Source organism: Parvibaculum sp. (genome assembly GCF_002684405.1).
Classification (GTDB): domain Bacteria; phylum Pseudomonadota; class Alphaproteobacteria; order Parvibaculales; family Parvibaculaceae; genus Parvibaculum.
Genome location: NZ_NYVD01000076.1, coordinates 1 through 18,152, shown reverse-complemented (window position 1 = coordinate 18,152; position 18,152 = coordinate 1). Strand labels below are relative to the sequence as shown.

Annotated in this window: 13 protein-coding genes and 2 pseudogenes; 7 read left to right on the top strand and 8 right to left on the bottom strand. The window is 60.5% G+C overall.

What is annotated here, in order from left to right; translation table 11 throughout:
- Positions 1-105 precede the first annotated feature (105 nt).
- The 3 genes and pseudogenes from CMI59_RS06665 to CMI59_RS06655 form a co-directional block, all read right to left on the bottom strand.
- Positions 106-360 (bottom strand): annotated as a pseudogene (locus CMI59_RS06665) (IS21 family transposase); the annotation flags it as partial.
- 213 nt (positions 361-573) lie between these two features.
- Positions 574-1,266 carry a nucleotidyl transferase AbiEii/AbiGii toxin family protein gene (locus CMI59_RS06660; RefSeq protein WP_167090719.1) on the bottom strand — a complete coding sequence of 231 codons (693 nt, stop codon included), beginning with the start codon at positions 1,264-1,266 and terminating at the stop codon, positions 574-576.
- Positions 1,202-1,666 (bottom strand): hypothetical protein, encoded by a 465-nt coding sequence (locus CMI59_RS06655; RefSeq protein WP_167090716.1) that lies wholly within the window; start codon positions 1,664-1,666, stop codon positions 1,202-1,204. The genes CMI59_RS06660 and CMI59_RS06655 overlap by 65 nt, the downstream gene beginning before the upstream one ends.
- 288 nt (positions 1,667-1,954) lie before the next feature.
- Between CMI59_RS06655 and CMI59_RS06650 the strand changes: the two genes are divergently transcribed.
- The 3 genes and pseudogenes from CMI59_RS06650 to CMI59_RS06640 form a co-directional block, all read left to right on the top strand.
- The gene (locus CMI59_RS06650; protein WP_167090714.1) at positions 1,955-2,308 is read left to right on the top strand and encodes a helix-turn-helix transcriptional regulator; all 354 of its coding nucleotides are present in this window, start codon (positions 1,955-1,957) and stop codon (positions 2,306-2,308) included.
- On the top strand, positions 2,305-3,615 hold the full coding sequence (locus CMI59_RS06645) for a type II toxin-antitoxin system HipA family toxin (RefSeq protein ID WP_167090711.1): 1,311 nt from the start codon (positions 2,305-2,307) through the stop codon (positions 3,613-3,615). The genes CMI59_RS06650 and CMI59_RS06645 overlap by 4 nt, the downstream gene beginning before the upstream one ends.
- A 228-nt stretch (positions 3,616-3,843) precedes the next feature.
- A pseudogene (locus CMI59_RS06640) lies at positions 3,844-3,996 on the top strand (IS21 family transposase); the annotation flags it as partial.
- 29 nt (positions 3,997-4,025) lie between these two features.
- On the opposite strand, the gene CMI59_RS06635 reads toward CMI59_RS06640, so the two are convergent.
- The 3 genes from CMI59_RS06635 to CMI59_RS06625 all read right to left on the bottom strand — a co-directional run bounded on the left by CMI59_RS06635 (position 4,026) and on the right by CMI59_RS06625 (position 8,971).
- On the bottom strand, positions 4,026-5,585 hold the full coding sequence (locus CMI59_RS06635) for a Fic family protein (protein ID WP_293326387.1): 1,560 nt from the start codon (positions 5,583-5,585) through the stop codon (positions 4,026-4,028).
- A gap of 801 nt (positions 5,586-6,386) precedes the next feature.
- Positions 6,387-6,755 (bottom strand): limonene-1,2-epoxide hydrolase family protein, encoded by a 369-nt coding sequence (locus CMI59_RS06630; RefSeq protein ID WP_167090705.1) that lies wholly within the window; start codon positions 6,753-6,755, stop codon positions 6,387-6,389.
- Positions 6,756-6,892: 137 nt separating this feature from the next.
- Positions 6,893-8,971: a 3-hydroxyacyl-CoA dehydrogenase NAD-binding domain-containing protein gene (locus CMI59_RS06625; protein ID WP_293326383.1), complete on the bottom strand. Its 2,079-nt coding sequence runs from the start codon at positions 8,969-8,971 to the stop codon at positions 6,893-6,895.
- Between the two features lie 205 nt (positions 8,972-9,176).
- Here CMI59_RS06625 and CMI59_RS06620 point away from each other — a divergent pair, with 205 nt between their 5' ends.
- From CMI59_RS06620 to CMI59_RS06605, 4 genes are all read left to right on the top strand, one after another.
- On the top strand, positions 9,177-10,112 hold the full coding sequence (locus tag CMI59_RS06620) for a MoxR family ATPase (protein WP_293326380.1): 936 nt from the start codon (positions 9,177-9,179) through the stop codon (positions 10,110-10,112).
- A gap of 7 nt (positions 10,113-10,119) precedes the next feature.
- Positions 10,120-11,592, top strand: coding sequence for a VWA domain-containing protein (locus tag CMI59_RS06615; protein ID WP_293326377.1), 1,473 nt, complete (start codon positions 10,120-10,122; stop codon positions 11,590-11,592).
- 216 nt (positions 11,593-11,808) lie between these two features.
- Positions 11,809-12,807 (top strand): DUF459 domain-containing protein, encoded by a 999-nt coding sequence (locus CMI59_RS06610; protein ID WP_293326374.1) that lies wholly within the window; start codon positions 11,809-11,811, stop codon positions 12,805-12,807.
- Positions 12,808-12,838: 31 nt separating this feature from the next.
- On the top strand, positions 12,839-14,011 hold the full coding sequence (locus CMI59_RS06605) for a GDSL-type esterase/lipase family protein (protein ID WP_293326371.1): 1,173 nt from the start codon (positions 12,839-12,841) through the stop codon (positions 14,009-14,011).
- Here the strand turns inward: CMI59_RS06605 and CMI59_RS06600 are convergent.
- Positions 14,008-17,073, bottom strand: a complete 3,066-nt coding sequence (locus tag CMI59_RS06600; RefSeq protein ID WP_293326368.1) for an efflux RND transporter permease subunit — start codon at positions 17,071-17,073, stop codon at positions 14,008-14,010. The two genes, CMI59_RS06605 and CMI59_RS06600, sit on opposite strands and share 4 nt — an antisense overlap.
- A 21-nt stretch (positions 17,074-17,094) precedes the next feature.
- Positions 17,095-18,152 (bottom strand): efflux RND transporter periplasmic adaptor subunit (locus CMI59_RS06595; protein WP_293326365.1); only part of this gene is annotated, 1,058 nt, incomplete at its 5' end.

Sequence of the window (18,152 nt, the reverse complement as noted above, 5' to 3'; positions counted from 1 at the left end):
GGAACTGTCCGGGAATTAGCGAAATCACTGTCCGGGATTTACCGAAACGCGTGTCCGGGAATTACTGAAATGCTTGTCCGGGAATTACCGAAACCCGCAATTTTGAACCGCCACAGGCCGGATCCCCGGTGAGGAGCGCAGCAGCGGCGCGACCTTCGTGTTGAAAATGTCGGCAAGCGGATCCGGACGACGTTGACCGCGAGGGGCCTTCTTCTGAGATGGCAAAGACGGGTCGGCCTGCAGCCGATAGCCCGTTGCTTGGCTGATCCCGGTCTTCGCTGCGGCCACGGGAGTGGAATGAGTCTGTCTGAGCGTCATGAAAAGCCTCGTTTGTTGGTCGGTGACATGAAGGCCTGGCATGAACGATCTCCTTGCGCAGAAAATCATTCCCTATCCGAGCCGGCCACGACCGTCAGACACACACCCTTTCCGGGCGCAACGCGGGGGTGGAGCCTCTCCAGTGGGGCTACACCCTCCCTGCGAGACCCCACCCCCACGTTCTCATCCTGATTGTCGCCAGCATCTCACCCAGATTGTCGCGCTATAGGAGCTAGGGACGAAGGAAGGCGGCTATCAGAGATCGCAAGTCGGCCTGTGAGCCCAGTCCTCGAGAAACCCAACGACGGAGTCGATGGCGGCGGCGGTCATGTATTTGCGGCCCGTCTTTGTGGCATTGATCTCGCCCAGAACTCTTCTTTCGTAGGCTGGCTGATGTGATTTGACACGGTCCAGCACATTGGGAAGGCGATCTTCGACCTCCGGAAGGCATTCTCTGAGCTCGTCTCCGTGGTGATCGATGACGGCCGCTATGTCGAAGATATCGCGGATCTTCAGGGACGAGGCGCGAAAGAACATCTTCTTGGTCGCGGTCTCCCATGGCGTTTCGATGTCGATCACGCGCCCTGCAAACTCCCATGCTTGGGAAGGTGTGTCCGTCCGGCGCCCGCCCGTGATGAAGGCGATCTCTCCGTACGGGAACCTTAGCTTGAGATAGTTGCCCGGAAGGTTGGTCTTGTTTTCTCCGAGAACGGATTTTGTAATCGCATTGCGTTGCGGAGCAAGGTCTCGCAACGCATCCTGGCTGGGCACAAAGATATCGACGTCATAACTCACCCGGTGCTTGTAGTGGACGGCAAGTGCGGTTCCGCCGCCAAAAAGCCAGGGCGTCGGGGTAGCGCTCGCATCAAGAATCCGGATCGCATCACGGAGCAGGGCCTTCCATTTTGAGGTCGGCCATTTCCTTGATCCAGGGGGCAGCGTTTCCATCCAGCGCCCTCCAAGTGCGTGCTGCGCGATAGAGCGTTTCGAAATCCACGACGCCGGCGAGAACGATGTCATGAATTGCGCCGATAGATATTTCGTCGAAGAAAGCCCTCATATGAGGGATCCATCGCGGATCAGCTTGCTCTGCGTACAAGCAAGAAACCAGGGTTTCCGCATCGATCCACTCCGGCCGCGGCGCATTGAGGGTTCCAAGGATCAGATCGATGTCGGCCCGTGCGGCATCGGCGTGCTCGCGCGCGGAACGCAACCTGGCGGCGCGCGCCTTCACGGCATGAACGCCCCAAGCCGGCAACTGCACCTCGACCCTGCGGATCCCGCGCTCCCGACTTTGGGCGTTCCGATATCGCCGCACTCGTTCGCCTGCTGTTCGATCTTTCGACATGCGGTCACCTCTTGCCTTGGCAAGGCGTAACCGGATTACGGCGGCGTGACAACAGGTATCAACGCAAAAAAGGACGACTTGTTCAAAGCTTGAACCTCAAGGGGGCGCGCACCGTGCGCAAGATAACAGGAACCGTTGGAGTTAACTTAAGAGGTCATATATAACCTTTTTCGATTGAAATTGTAATTAAGGGGACAAAAAATACTCTTATAAGATTCTCATTGAAAAAATACGTAGTGGTCCATATGTTACCCATATAAGCAAAAATCATAGTTTAAGGGGTAACATATGACACACTACGTCATCGGCGAGGCTGTGACTCTGGAAGAGCGTCTCGCGGAGATCGGCGATCGCGTTGCCAAGCTTAGGCTGAGCCGGAATATCACGCAGGCGGACCTGGCAGCCGAGGCTGGGCTTGCCGAGAAAACTGTAAAGCGACTGGAGGCCGGTCGGAACGTGTCGCTTGAAACGATCCTGCGCGTGTTGGAGGTGTTCAATCTGGGAGGCGCCTTGGTGCAGGCGTTGCCGGATCCCGAGGTCCGTCCGGTAGAGCGCGTACGCTTGGGCGGGAGGGAGCGACGTCGCGCGAGCGGCTCGACGCAACCATCTTCCAAGGAAGACTGGGAATGGGGTGACGAATGAGCACCGACGCACAGGTGCGCCTCTGGGGGCGGAATATTGGAGCTGTGAGTTGGGTTGCGGATCGCGGCCTTGGCGTTTTTCAGTATGAGCCCGACTTCACCCAAAGCAATATCCAGCTCTCTCCGATCGTGATGCCGCTACGCGAGTCTCCTTACGAGTTTCCCGGGCTCCCTCGCGATGCGTTTAGAGGGCTACCCGGCTTACTCGCGGACTCGTTGCCGGACAAATTTGGCAACGCCCTGATCAACGCCTGGTTGGCGGCTCGTGGACGCAGCGCTTCCAGTTTCAATCCGGTAGAGCGTCTCTGCTACATCGGCACCCGTGGGATGGGTGCGCTCGAGTTCCACCCGACGATACCGGCCGGTGTGCGCAAATCGCGACGGTTGGATATCGAGGCCTTGGTCTCTCTGGCAAACCAGGTCCTGAACCAACGGGAGGACCTGTCAGGGGTGCTGACAGGAGGCGATGACCACGAGCAGCTGGAAGAGATCCTCCGCGTCGGCACCTCCGCCGGTGGAGCCCGGGCGAAGGCCATTCTTGCCTGGAACGAAGAGACCGGTGAATTCAGATCCGGACAGGTCGAAGCCGGGGAGGGGTTCACCTACTGGCTGATGAAGTTTGACGGAATATCCAACAATCGGGACAGGGAATTCGCGGATCCACAGGGCTTCGGCCGCATCGAATACGGATTTTATATGATGGCTTGTGCTGCCGGTATCGAAATGACCCAGTGTCGCCTGCATGAGGAAGGCGGACGAGCGCACTTCATGACCCGGCGCTTCGATCGCACCGAGAGCGGCGGAAAGCTGCACATGCAGTCCCTGGCAGCGTTGCGTCACTTCGATTTCAACCTTGCCGGCGCGAATTCATATGAGCAGGCCGTAGAGACGATCCGTCTACTGCGCCTGCCCATCAGCGCAATTGAGCAACAGTACCGCCGAGCTGTTCTCAACCTTCTCGCGCGAAACCAGGACGATCACGTCAAGAACGTTGCGTTTCTCATGGATCGAAAGGGGGTATGGAGCCTCTCTCCGGCTTTTGACGTGAGCTATTCCTACAACCCGAATGGGGACTGGACGCATCAGCATCAAATGAGCCTAAACGGCAAACGTGATCACTTCACATATGACGACCTGATCGCCTTCGGAGCGTATTGCGGGTTTAAGGAAAGGAAAGCAGCCGAGATCGTGCGCGAGGTTCGGGAAAGTGTGATGAGGTGGCCTGAGTTTGCATCGCAAGCGGGCGTGGCGAAGCCTGACGCGGACCGGATTTTCAATGTCATGCGAACCGAGGTGGCGCCCCTCTAAAGGGAGGCCCTGTTCCTTGGAAAGTGCGAAGTAAAGCGTTCAACTTTGCCGCGCGACAAACAAGGTGAGAATCCAGCGTCTACCAGGATGAGAACGCGGGGGTGGGCCTTTCAAGTCGGGCTACGCCTCCCTGCGACGCCCCACCCTCGCGTTGCGCCCCAAATGGGTCGGTCTGACGGTCGTGACCGGCTCGGCTAGGGAATGATTTTCTGCGTAAGGAGATCGTTCATGCCGGGCCGTCATGTCACTGACCAAAAAGTGAGGCTCTTCATGACGCTCAGGCAGACCCGCACCGTTTCTGTGGCCGCGGCCAAGGCGGGGATCAGCCAGGCAACTGGCTATCGGTTGCAAGCCGACCCAACCTTACCATCACAGAAGAAGACCTTTTTGAACCCGACACCAGGGCGACTTCATCGAGCGGATTCGCGCATGCCATCGAAAGCATCTTGATAAATGCGTTCGATGCGCTGTGTTTCCTCATTGGTCAGCGCTTCGAACTCACGATCGCGGGCGCGTTTCGAGAACTGCCCTTCATTCTGTTGCAAGAAACGGAACAGAAGGTTGATCAACCGATCCGGCATGTCGATGAAGTCCGTCACCTGCTGCCGGAACTGATCGTAGCGGCGCAGAAAGTCCGTCTCGTATGGTAGGTCTTCTTCGATAGTCTTGCGCACGCAGGTATAGAGAAACTCGGCGTGGGGCGTCGCATCGAAGAACCGGTAAAAATCGCCGGTATCGTTCAAAACATGCACATTGAAATCTTCGGTCGGCTCCCAATCGATCAAAGGCAACAGCCGCGTCGAGTAACTTTCCAGGACACGCCGGTACTCATCGATCTGCTCCAGAATAGCCGCAGAAACTGGGAACACGACACCGGGCGGATTAAATTCGCGCTGCGCCAGCACGTGATGAATAAGGTAGCGGTGAATACGGCCGTTGCCGTCAACAAAGGGGTGGATATAGACAAAACCGAAGGCGAGAATGGTCGCCGCAATCACGGGATCAAGATCGCGCGCAGGTCCCCCATCGAAAGAGACCATGCCGTCGATCAGACTCGGCAGGTCCTCCGGTCTGGCGCTGATATGATCTGGCAAGGGCATGCGCATATCACGCTCATGCTCTCCGATGAATCTCCCCTCGTCACGCAGACCAAGCTTGATAAAGCGAGCATCGCCAATGACGATCCGCTGCAAGCGCAATAGCTCTTCCAGGTCCAATTCGTGCTGACCTGCTTCGCCAATAGCGCGTCCCCATCGCTGGATGCGATCCTGCGGTGCGCGCTCCCCCTCAATCGCATAGCTCGATTTAGAATCTTTGAGCAAGAGAAAGGTGGCGGTACGCGCCAGCAGATCGCGTGAAACATTCGCGACAATTTCTTGCGCGCGCGCCGATAGGTTTGACACAACGAAACGCTCCAGCGTTTCAGTGCGAAAAACCAATGGGCAAAAGTCCGGCGTGCCAGGCAGGTTGTTCTTCACGCGATGCCGAGGCGAAGTCTCCCCGGCCACCGCCCATTGCTGCGCCGGATCGACGACCGGGGCATAACGGCCCGCTTGGGCATCGGGCAAATCGAGCCTTTGACCGATCAACCATTCATAGAGAAACCAGAGGCGGCGCGCGTATGTGCCAGTGGGCGTGTCGCGCACCAAAGCCTCAATGGGAACGGCACCGACTGTCAGGAAAATTCGTTTCAGGACTGCAAGATCGAGCCCCTCATATTTGAGAGCGAAAGTGAGATGGCCCTCCAAAGTCGGATGCGGCGCATGTCGCGGTGTGAGAATGCGCCAGCCGCCTTCCTCCAACACGCGATGGCGCTCGCCAATGGCGGAGAGCGTTCGCGGTAGAGGCACTGCCAGTCCGCAAGCCTCGATCAACGCGCTGTACCCGGCAGGGGTCGCCCGTTCCGGAAGACGCCTCTCCTGAAAAACAGTCACCGGCCCTGCAAAATGAAATTCTGCCCCATTACCCATGAAAAACGATTCTCACTTATGAATTTTGATACCAAAAATACAAATTATATGAAAAATAAGCATGCCTGGCGAAAATAGCTTCACCAAAAGCACATTTCATGAAATATCGTTCCCAAAATAGCGGTTCATGAAAAATCATTCGATGCCTGCCAATCGTTCTTAAAGGATGCGCAGTGGCATTTCCTTCACCGTATCCGCGGTCGATTGTTAACGATTGAGCGACATCGTGGCGGACCGCAAGAGCCCTCAAAAGCATGTCTGGCGAGCGCGAATTGTCGTTCTGAGCGAGCTGGGGGGTGGCACCTGCGGATTTCAGAACTATCGGACAGCGATTACGCTAAATCCCGGAGAGCCACGTCAGTAATTGCCGGACAGGACGGGCGCGGCTGATCGTCTGCCTGCAGTCATGTTTCAGCAGGAGCAAGGCGCTAACGACATCGTCTTCGGCTGTATCGAGGCCCTTTTTCCATCCGACGAACAAAAGACGGCGCTGGTCTCAGTTCTATGGGCGTTTGCGAACGTAAATGTGGGGGTGCGATATCGGAGTAGTATTCGTCGGTGGCCGCGCGCGACGAAAGTTTGGGCTCGACCGGTGCGGGCATCAAGCTCGCCGCGGCGCTCTCTTCAAGCACGCTTTGCGCAGAGAGTAACGAACTGTCGAAACTCTATGCAGCAAGCGCATCCGGAGGCGACATGCCGCCGGCGGTCTCCTGCCACATCCGTACGCCGACCCGCCGCTCTGGGGAACTGGGCATGGATTTCGATCCGCCATGCGGGTCGGTATCGTAGTGCAGAAGTTGATCAACCGACCGCATCCGTATAGGTCGGAAGATCAAAATAATCACGCCAAGCAGAAATTTTACCGTCCCGAACCTCGAAGACGCCGCAGACGGGCAGAGCAACGAGCTTCCCGTCCACCTTCATGCGGTCCACGCGCTCGGTGAAGACGACATGGCCATTGACGGCGATGTTGAGGAGTTCCCAGTCCGGTTCGGTCCAGTTGCCTGCGAACCCCTTGATGAATTCGCGGATGTTGTCGCGACCCTTTACGGGGTCGAGCATCATGTTGTGGTAGATGCCATCCTGGGTGAAAAAATCCGTGAGGTCGTCGACGTCGAGGCGCGACCATGCGGAAACGAAGTTGCGGACGATCTGTTCGTTGGTGCTCACGGCTTTTCCTCCTGCTTCTTGTTCCATGTCGTTTGCCGGAACTTTGCCGCGTCGCGCGGCGGGTCGCAAGAGAGGCGTGAAAAAGGGCGGGTACCGCTAAGTAACCCGCCCTTGCGATGTGAGGTCGTTATCGGGGATCAGAGATCCTTGAAGCCCTTGCCTTCGGCGACGAGCTTTTCGAGCAGGGCGGAGGGCTTGAAGTCGTCACCCATCTGCGACTGGAACTCCTTCATCTTGCCGAGCACCTTGTCGAGGCCGACGGTGTCGCCATAGAACATCGGGCCGCCGCGATAGCGCGGGAAGCCATAGCCGTAGATCCAGACGATATCGATGTCGGAGGCACGGATGGCCTTGCCTTCCTCGAGGATCTTGGCGCCTTCATTGATCATCGGATAGATGCAACGCTCGAGGATTTCATCGTCGGAAATCTGCCGGCGGTTGATGCCCTTTTCGGCGGCATAATCGAGGATCATCTTCTCGACGACCGGCGAAGGGGTCGCGTTGCGCTTCTCGTCATAGTCGTAATAGCCCGCACCGGTCTTCTGGCCGCGGCGGTCCATTTCGCAGAGGCGGTCGCGGAGCGTTTCGCCTTTCGACTTTTCCTTGTTCCAGCCGATATCGAGACCGGCAAGGTCGGACATGGCGAAGGGACCCATAGGCAGACCGAAATCGTAGAGCACGCGGTCCACATCCCAGGGCATGGCGCCTTCCATGATGAGCTTCTGTGCTTCGCGCTGACGCTGGGCGAGAAGGCGATTGCCGACAAAGCCCGGGCAGACACCGACCAGGGCTGCGACTTTGCCGATCTTCTTGGCGATCTGCATGGAGGTCGCGATGACTGACTTCGAGGTTTTGTCGGCGCGGACGACTTCCAGGAGCTTCATCACATTGGCGGGCGAGAAGAAGTGGAGGCCGATCACGGCTTCCGGCCGCTTCACCGCCGTGGCGATCTCGTCGATGTTTAGCGCCGAGGTGTTGGTGGCGAGGATGGCGCCGTCCTTGGCGATCTTGTCGAGCTTGCCGAAGACGTCCTTCTTCACATCCATGTTCTCGAAGACGGCCTCGATGATGAGGTCGGCTGTGCCGAGGTCTTCCATCTTCAGCGTGGGCGTGAGAAGCCCCATGCGCTTTTCCACCTCGTCCATGGAGAAGCGGCCCTTCTTGGCGCTGTTCTCATAGTTCTTGCGGATGGTGGCGACGCCCCGGTCCAGCGCTTCCTGCTTCGTCTCCACGATGGTGACGGGGATGCCGGAATTCAGGAAGTTCATGGCGATGCCGCCGCCCATGGTGCCGGCGCCGATGATGCCGACGCGCTCCACCGGGATGATGGGGGTATCTTTCGGTACGTCCGGCAGCTTCCAGACCTGGCGTTCGGCAAAGAAGACGTGGCGCTGCGCGGCGGACTGGGTGCCCGTCACAAGTTCGCGGAAGAGCTTCTGTTCGACCTTGATGCCTTCCTCGAAGGGGAGGTTCACCGCCGCCTCGATGCACTGGATGTTGTATTCCGGCGCCAGGAAGCCGCGGAACTTGCGGGCATTGGCCTTGCGGAAATTCTCGAAGATTTCCGGCTTGCCGCGATCGGCTTCGACCTTGTCGTTCTGCTCGCGGATCTTCACCAGCGGGCGGTTCTCGGCGAGCACCTTTTTCGCAAAGGCGATGGCGCCATCGCGCAGCTTGCCTTCCTCGGCGAGTTCATCGACGAGACCCATTTCAAGGCACTGCTTGGCGCCCACATGGGTGCCGGCCGTCATCATCTCAAGCGCCTTCTGGGCGCCTACGATGCGGGGCAGGCGCTGCGTGCCGCCGGCACCGGGCAGGAGGCCGAGATTGACTTCCGGCAGGCCGCATTTGGCGGACGGGACGGCCACGCGGTAATGGCAGGTGAGCGCGACCTCGAGGCCGCCGCCAAGTGCCGTGCCGTGAATGGCGGCGATGACGGGCTTGGGCGCATTTTCGATCATGTCCTGCGCGTCGAAGAGGCTGGGGCCCGACGGGGCCTTGCCGAACTCGGTGATGTCTGCGCCCGCGATGAAGGTGCGGCCGTCGCAGATGAGGACGATCGCTTTCACCTTATCGTCGGCGATGGCCTGCTTGATGCCTTCGTGGATTGCCTCGCGCACCGGCGCGGACAGGGCGTTGACCGGCGGCGAATTGAGGGTCAGGACCCCGATATCGCCTTCTACTGTCAGATCTCCGACGTCATTGATGGCCGTCATCTCGTTTCTCCCTGGTGTCGCTTCTTTTGAGTATTTGGCGGCGATTATAGCCCCGGCTGGCGGCGACGCCAGCGGCGCGATCGTTCAAAATCAGACGGGGTGTCGTGCAGCAGTGGTCAGGCCGGGGCTGACGGGACGTTAGGCGCGGTCCCTTGCCCATGATAATGTGCCGCCAACAAGAAACTGGACTATCGGGAGTAGGGCGTTGAGTTCTTCGACAAATGCAATCGACGAGATCAGATCGGGCTTCGAGAAGAGCGGGTATATCTGCTCCAGCCAGATCGCGACTTCGATCTTCCTGGCGCAGCGACTGCAAAAGCCGCTGCTGATCGAGGGGCCGCCCGGCGTGGGCAAGACCGAGCTTGCCAAGGCAACGGCGGAACTCGTCGGCAAGCCGCTCATCCGGCTGCAATGCTATGAGGGCCTCGACGAGGCCAAGGCGCTTTACGAGTGGAAATACGGCAAGCAGCTTCTCTACACGCAGGTGCTGAAGGAAAAGCTCGGCGATCTGATGACCGGCGCGCACGGGCTGAAGGAGTCCATGGCGCGGCTGCATGATTTCGACGACACCTTCTTCAGCGAAGAGTTTCTGGAACCGCGGCCGCTGCTGAAGGCGCTGTGGCAGCCGGGCGGCGCGGTGCTGCTGATCGACGAGATCGACAAGTCGGATGACGAGTTCGAGGCTTTCCTGCTGGAGCTACTGGCCGACTACCAGATTTCGGTGCCGGAGCTTGGCACGATCAAGGCGCGCACGACGCCCATCGTGTTCCTGACCTCCAACAATACGCGCGAGATCGGCGATGCGCTGAAACGGCGCTGCCTGCATCTCTACATTCCGTTCCCGGAAGCAGCGCTCGAAAAGAAGATCATCGCGGCGCGTGTGCCCGAGGCGTCCGAAAAGCTGCGCGAGCAGCTCGTCAGTTTCGTCCAGGGCCTTCGTGAACTCGATCTGAAAAAGAAGCCCGCCGTCAGCGAGACCATCGACTGGGCGCGCACGCTGGTCCTGCTGCATGCGGAAGATCTGGGCGTCGACATGGTGCGCGAGACGCTCAATGTCCTGCTGAAGTTCCAGGACGACATCGAGAATGTCGATGGCGAGCTGAATGCGCTGACGTCGAAGGCGCAGGCCGCGGCGGAGTAGAGCGGCAATGAGCGATGTTCTCGGCGATTTCATTCGGGCGCTGCGGGCCTCCGACGTTCGCGTGTCGACGTCGGAGACCATCGATGCGGGCGATGTCATTCAGCTTGTCGGCTATGACGACCGGCAGGTGCTGAAAGATGCGCTGGGGCAGGTGCTGGCGAAGTCGGAGGAAGAGAAAACCTCCTTCGACGAAACCTTCGACCGTTATTTCGCGTTCGACCAGTTCAAGAACCAGAAAGCGGCCAATGGCAATGCCGACACGGAAGCCGAGGGCGGCGACGGTGAGGGCGATGCCGAAAGCGGCCAGCAGGAAAGCGACCAACAAGGCCAGAGTGGTCAGAGTGGCGAAGGCCAGCAGGGTGAAGGCGGCCCTTCTTCCGGCGGCGGCAGCGGCGGCGCGACCGAAGCGGGCGAGGGGGCTGCGACGGAGCGCGATCTTGTGGCGTTGCTGGAGCGCGGCGACCAGACCGAATTGCAGATGGCGCTCGCCGAGGGCGCGCGGGAGGCACAGCTCAACAATATCCGGCTCTTCACGCAGCGTGGCCTCTACACGCGGCGGATCATGGAGGCGATGGGTCTCGACGGTCTGAACGAGGAAATCGACCGCCGACAGGCGAACGGTAATGAGGCCGGAGCGGAAAATCTGCGCGAGGCGCGCGACGGGCTGCGCGAGCAGGTGCGCGACTATGTCGAGAAGCAGCTCGAAATCTTCACCGCCAATGCGGGGCGTCAGCTTCGTGAGGAAGTGCTGAGCCAGGTGCGTCTCACCAATGTGGACCGCTCCGACATCAAGATCATCCGCCAGCTCGTGCGCAAGATGGCGAAGAAGCTCGTTGCACTGCATTCGCGCCGCCGCAAGGTCACGCAGCGCGGCGTCCTCGATGTGCGCCGGACGATCCGAGCCAATATCGAGTTCGACGGTCTGCTCTTCCACACGATCTGGAAGAAGAAGAAAGTGGACCGGCCCAAGGTGATGGCGATTTGCGATGTCTCCGGCTCGGTCGCGCAGGTGTCGCGCTTCCTGCTGATGTTTCTCTATTCCATGCAGGAAGTGTTGCCGGATGTGCGCAGCTTCGCGTTCTCCGGCCGGCTGGGCGAAGTGACGGATCTCTTCAAGACGGAAGACATCGAAATGGCGATGGCCACCGCGCTGCAGGAGCATGGCGGCGGGTCGACCGACTATGGCAAGGCGTTCGAGGATTTCACCGATCTTGCGCTGGACGATATCGATCACCGCACCACGATCCTCATCCTCGGCGATGCGCGCTCGAACTATGGCGATCCGCGCAGCGACCTGCTGCACAAGGTGCATGAGCGCGCGCGCCGGGTGATCTGGCTCAATCCCGAAGGCCGCTCCATGTGGAACAGCGGCGACAGCGAAATGCGGCGCCTCCAGCCCTATTGCGACAAGGCCGTGACATGCGCCTCGCTGAAGGAGCTGGAGCGTGTTGTATCGGAGATACTCCGGCACGCCAGCTGACCCATTCCGGGTTATCTCCCCCTTCCATCCTTCGTTGCATCGCTCTATGACGCCCTTAGACTGTGTCCCGATACGGGACATCGGCAGGGTTCTCGTTGGGCATGAGCGCTGCATTGATTGGGAGAAAGCAGGCGTTCGGGCGCGAAAACGTGCCATTGCGGCGCTATGCCGATGATTTGGTGGTCCCAGGGGGTTGAGTTGAAGCTGGAATTGTCGATGGCTGGCAGGAGGGTGGCGGCAGCATTGCTGTTGGCGGCCATGGCGCTTTTCGCAGTGCCTTTCCCGGCCCATGCCGATCCCATGGCCATAACGCCGAGCCAGCGTCTGTCAGACGCGGCGGTCTCTGCCGGTGGCGGCGTCAGCGAGGCGGCGCTTACCGAAGAGGGGGCCGTGCCCGCGAAGCCGGCGGCGCCCGCGGCGAAACCCGAGCCTGTGGCGCATAAAGGCCCGTACAACCTCGTGGTGCTGGGGGACTCGCTGGGCGACGGGCTCTGGGCGGGTCTCTACCACGTGCTGCGCAAGGACAAGCGGTTCAAGGTCATCAAGAAATCGAAAGTTGCGACGGGGCTCGTCCGGCACGACTATTATAACTGGAACAAGGTCGTCGAGGAGATCGCCGCCGATACGCCCATCGATATCGCCGTCGTGGTGATGGGAACGAACGACCGGCAGGCCATGGTCGTGAACGGCAAGCGTCATGCGCGCTTTTCTCCCGAGTGGGAGAAAATTTATGCGGAGCGCGTGGAGGAATTCATCGACACGTTGAAGGAGACCGGCGCGCAGATCTACTGGATGGAACTTCCCGTGATGCGCTCGTCGGGATTCGATGCGGATATGCAGAAGTTCAATCGTATCTTCGAGGAAGAGACGCGCAAGGAAGGCATTCAATTCGTACGGACGCGGGATCTCGGCACCGATGAGAACGGCGCCTATGAGGCTTATGGTGCGGACAGGTTCGGGCGCAAGCGGCTGCTGCGCGCCGAAGACGGCATTCATTTTTCCATGGCCGGCTATGAGCTTCTGGGCAAGCGCATGGCCGATCGCGTCAAGCAAGGTCTGAAACAAGGTGCGCCGACCCCCATTGCCATGGCCAAAGCGAAAGGGCCGCAAGCCAAGCCGAAGAAATCGGAGCAGGTTGCAGAGATTTCGGCGCCGCTGCCGGTTTTGCGTCCCGGGCGAAGCGATGACTGGCGCTGGCTCGGCCGGACCAATTGAGCGCATGGGCCGTTTGCGCATAGGGGCGCGAATGGCGGTTTTCGCCTCGACGATCCTGTTCATGACCGGCGGTTGCGCTGTAGCGAATGAGGGCGGTGCCGTGCCTGGTCTTGAGAAGTTTCATGCAGCCCTTGCCGCCGTCGAAGACGGCAGGCGCACACGGCCCGTTTCCATTCTGCATCTCGGCGACAGCCATATCTCGCTCGATCATCTGACCGGCGAGATGCGCAAGCTGTGGAATGAGCGCTACGGCAATGCCGGACGGGGGCTGCAACCCGGTGTGCCCTATCAATATTACTCGGTGCAGGGCTATCGGATCTCCATGAGCGGGGAGTGGGAGGTGAAGTCGAGCCTGCCCGCCGATGCGCATGGGGCGTTCGGCATACAGGGTTTCGTGGCAAGCGCGGCGCGCGCCGATGCGGAGATGGTGCTGGATGCGGACGAGCCCTTCGAGGGCGTGGAGGTGGAAGTCGCCGGAGCGCCCGATACAGGTTACCTCTCGCTCGCCATCGACGATGCCGCGCCTTTACGACTTTCCACTTATCGCAAGACGCCGGGGCTGGTGACGCTCTACGTGCCCGCCGCGCAAGCCCGCCATCTGAGGCTGTCGCCGGTCGGCAATGGCGGTCCGGTGCGCGTTCTGGGCTGGGGTGTGCGGCGCTCCGGGGCGAAGGAGGGCGGTGTTCGGTATGACAGCTATGGCGTGGTGGCGGCGCGGCTCGGCATCGTTTCACATTGGCGGGACGACATCGTCGATGCGCAAATCGAGCGGCGGCGGCCCGATCTCATCATTCTGGGATATGGCACCAATGAGGGCTTCGACGATGGGCTCGATCTGGCGGCCTATCGGAAGCGCCTTGTCGCCTTAATTGACCGGCTGAGGCGGATTGCGCCACAGGCCTCCATTGCGCTGCTCGGTGCCTTTGACGGTGCGCGTGACAGCGGGGCCGGTGAGCCATGCGGCGATGGCTGGGTGACGCCACCCAAACTCGGCAAGCTGCGGGAGCTTCAGCAGGCGGTCGCAGCGGAAAAAGGGGCCTGGTTCTGGGATGGCGAAACGGCGATGGGCGGGCGCTGCGCGATCCATCGCTGGGTTACGCAGGACCCGCCACGCGCCTGGCCCGACCATGTGCATTTGCGCCCCTCCGGCGCGCGGGAAATGGGCGACAAGCTCTGGCGGGCGCTGATGGCCGGTACGGATTAGCTCGCAACTTGTGCGCCCGTGTCCTTCGCATAGCGGATGCGGAAGAAGAGCGAATAGAGCACCGGCACCGCGGCGAGGGTGAGGATCGTCGCAAAAGCCAGCCCGCCCATGATCGTGACCGCCATATTGGCAAAGAAGGCGTCCGTCAGCAGCGGGATCATGCCGAGGATGGTCGTGACCGAGGCGAGGAAAACCGGCCTCAGGCGGCTGATGCTCGCATCGATCAGCGCCGCATGCTTCTCCTTGCCGCTGTCGATCTGCTGGTCGATCTCGTCGATCAGAACGATGGCGTTCTTCATCAGCATGCCCCACAGGCTGATAAAGCCCAGCAGCGCCACGAAGCTGAATGAGAGGCCGCTGACAAGCAGGCCGAGCGTGACGCCGCAGATCGACATGGGGATCAGCAGCCAGATGATGAGCGGCTGGCGGATCTTGCCGAACATCAGGATCGAGATGATCAGCATGGCGGTCAGGCCGACGGGAAGCTGCGAGGCGAAAGAGCCTTGTGCCTCTTTAGAGTTCTCGTACTCGCCGCCCCAGCTGACCGAATAGCCTGGCGGCAGGTCGATGGACTCGATCTGCTCCAGCACTTCGTTCCGTGCCTGGCTGGCGGTGATTTCGCCGCGCGGCTGAGCCTGCACGGTAAGGGTTCGGATGCGGTCCCGGCGGCGAATGACCGTGTCCTGGGGCGCGAATTCGAACCGGTCCACGATCTGCGTGACGGGCACATAGGTTGCCTCGCCGGAGCCGGAGACGAGGCGGTCTTCAAGCCGCGATACGTCGAGGCGCTCCTTGTTCGGAGGGCGAACCACGATGGGGATCTGGCGTTCGCCTTCGCGATAGGTGCCGGCCTTGATGCCGTCCGTCGCAAAGCGCATGGCGCGCGCAAGGTCGGCGCGCGTGATGCCGGCGATGCGAGCGCGTTCCTCGTTGAAGACCGGGCGGATGGTGAGTTCCTTGTTCCGCCAGTTCTGCCGGATGTCGATGATGTCGCCATTCTTCTGAAGGATGGCGATTGCCTTGTCGCCCAGGGCGCGCAGCGTATCGGGGGAGTGGCCGGAGAAACGAATTTCGATCCGGGCATCCGAGGGCGGGCCGAAGACGATGCGCTTGGTGCGGATCTGCGCATCGGGATAACGCTCGCCCAGCGTTTTGCGCAGGCTTTGCGTCAGCGCCGGGATGTCGTCCCGGTCATCCATGCGGATCATGAGCTGGCCGTAGGAAGGATCGGGCTGATGCGGATCGTAGGTCAGCATGAACCGCGTGGCGCCGCGGCCTGCCAGCGTGGTGACCTGCGCGACACCGGGCTGCTCGCGGACATAGGATTCGACTTCCAGCAGGTCGTGCGCCGTGGTGCGGATGTCGGTGCCTTCCGGCAGCTGGTAGTCGAGATAGAAGATCGGCGTGTTCGCGGCGGCAAAGAAGGATTGCGGGACGAAGCCGAAAAGACCGATACAGCCGAGCGTAACGCCGATGAAGCCGGCCACGCAGAGCCAGCGGGCGCGCAGCATACGGTTCAGAAGGCTGCGATAGCCGTGCGCGGCGGCGTTGTCGTAGGGATCGGCTTCGGCGTTGCCGCTGCCCGCCTGCAGAAGCATGTTGCCGAACATGGGGGTGACGGTGACGGCGAGAACCCAGCTCAATGTGAGCGACACGGCAATCACGAAAAAGAGCGAGAACATGAACTCGCCCGTCACGTCATTGGACAGGCCGATGCCGGAAAATGCTGCGACACCGATGAGTGTGGCGCCCAGCAAAGGCCATTGCGTGCGGGTGACGGCCTGCTGGGCGGCGGGACGCGCCGCCATGCCACGCTGCATGTTTACCAGCATGCCTTCCGCCACCACGATGGCATTGTCGACCAACATGCCCATTGCGATGACGAGGGCGCCGAGCGAGATGCGTTCCACCTCGATGCCGAAAAGCCGCATGAAAAGGAAGGTGCCCAGCACGCTGAGTAGCAGGGTGATGCCAACCACGATCCCGACGCGCCAGCCCATGAAAATGCAGAGCACGCCGATCACGATCGAGACGGAAAGAATGAGGTTCAGGATAAAATTGTCGATCGCCTCGTTGACGACCTTGTGCTGCTCATAGATGGGGTGGATCTCGACGCCGAGCGGCAATTGCTGCTTGAGTTCTTCCAGGCGATTTTCCACCGCCTCGCCGACATCCACGATATTGGCGTGTTTCACACCTGCGATGGCGAGGGTGAAGGCGCGCTGGCCGTCGATCCAGATCATGTGATCGGGAATTTCTACCGGCTCGCGGGTGACCTTTGCGACATCGAGCAGGCTGATCTGTTCGGTCGAACCCGGCCGCCCGAGCCGCAAGGCCTCGATTTGCGAAACGGTATCGAAGCCGGGATCGGTGGAAACGCGCACACGCCGTCCATCCACCGTGATGGCGCCTGCCGGCGCGATGCTGTTTTCCGCCTGAAGGGTACGGATCACCTGTTCCAGTGGGATGCCGAGCGAGGCAAGCCGTTCGTTCGTCACTTCGACATAGACCGCCTCGGATAGCTCGCCCGCGGTTTCGACCTTGGCCACATCCGGCACGGTCAGAAGCTCGCGCCGCAGGAAGGTCGCCATGTTGCGGATTTCCCGGTCGCTGAAATCGGGCGCGGTCACGGCATAGAAGAGGCCGAACACATCGCCGAAATCGTCATTCACGTGCGACGGGCCGGCACCTTGAGGCAGGCTCGACTGGACATCGCGAACCTTGCGGCGCAATTCGTCCCAGACCTGCGGGATGGTCCGGGCATCGTAGGTGTCCTTCATCTCCACCTTCACCTCGGACATGCCGGGCGTCGATTTCGATGTCACCTCCTTGAGCTGGGGAAGCTGCTGGACCGCCGACTCGATATGTTCGGTGACTTCTTCCTCGACCTCGGCGGCGGTGGCACCGGGATAGGGCGTGAAGATGATCGCGTTCTTGATGGTGAAGTTGGGGTCTTCCAGACGGGGGACCGTCATCAGCCCCCAGAGCCCGCCGATCACGCAAATGGCCACGATGAGCCATGTGTTGACCGGTTTATCGATCGAAGCGCCTGCAATATCCATAATCGTTTCCCCCCGGCGCGTTCAGAACCGCTCGGCTGCATGGACGAGAGCGCCTTCATGCAGAAGTCGTGTGCCGGCGGTGACGATGGTTTCGCCCTTTTTCAGTCCCTGGAGAATAACGACCCGTTCGGAGCGCACCGGTCCGAGCGTGACGGAGTGCGGCGCAACGGTCGATGTTTCCTCATCCAGGACCCAGACGCGGGTGCCGCCTCTGCTGTCGGTGTCGACGGCGGATAGCGGTACGGAAACCGCATTGGGCTTGTTCTCGGCCAATTGGATCCGCACGGAACAGGTCATGCCGGGAAGGATCGTTTTCTTATCCGGTGACGGGGCATTTTCAGGGATCGGCGCGCCGAAGGTAACCTTGTAGGTCTGGGTTACGGGGTCGGGTTCGGTCTCATGTTCGCGATATTCGAGCGGCAGTTCGAAATTTTCTGCAAAAGGGAACACCGCCACGGCGTTTATGGCATTCACATTGTCGGTCAGGTGGATGAGCTGTTCGGGTACATGGATCGCGACGCGGATTTCGGTGACGTTCTGTATCCGGACAATATTCTGTTTGGGCTGAACCGCGCTGAAATTGTCGATCAGGCGGCGCGTCACCAGCGCCCGGAACGGCGCTTCGATCGTCGCATAGTCGAGATTGCGCCGCGCCTGGTCCAGCGCGACGTCGCGCAGGCTGAAATCGGCCTGGGCCCTGTCGAAAGCCTGTTGGGAGACATTGTCCCGTTTCAGCAGTTTCCGGTATCGGGCAAGTTCCTTGAGGGCGAGCGAGCGCTGCACCTCAGCCTGACGGACGGCGAGTTCGAAATCGGTCGGGTCGAGGGCTGCGACGAGGTCGCCTTTCGACACGACCTGGCCTTCGCGAACCGGCAGTTTTGCCAGCCTTCCGCCGACTTCAAAGGAGAGGTCGACCGTGCTGACGGCTTCCAGGCGGCCCACGAAATGGCGCGTTGCGGTACCGGATGCTTCACCTACGACCTCCACACGGACCGGCAGGCTGTTTTCCGGCGCAGCGCCGTCCTCGGCATGGGCGCTTGCGGCAGGCAGGAGAAGGGCAATGAGGCAGAGCAGGCTCG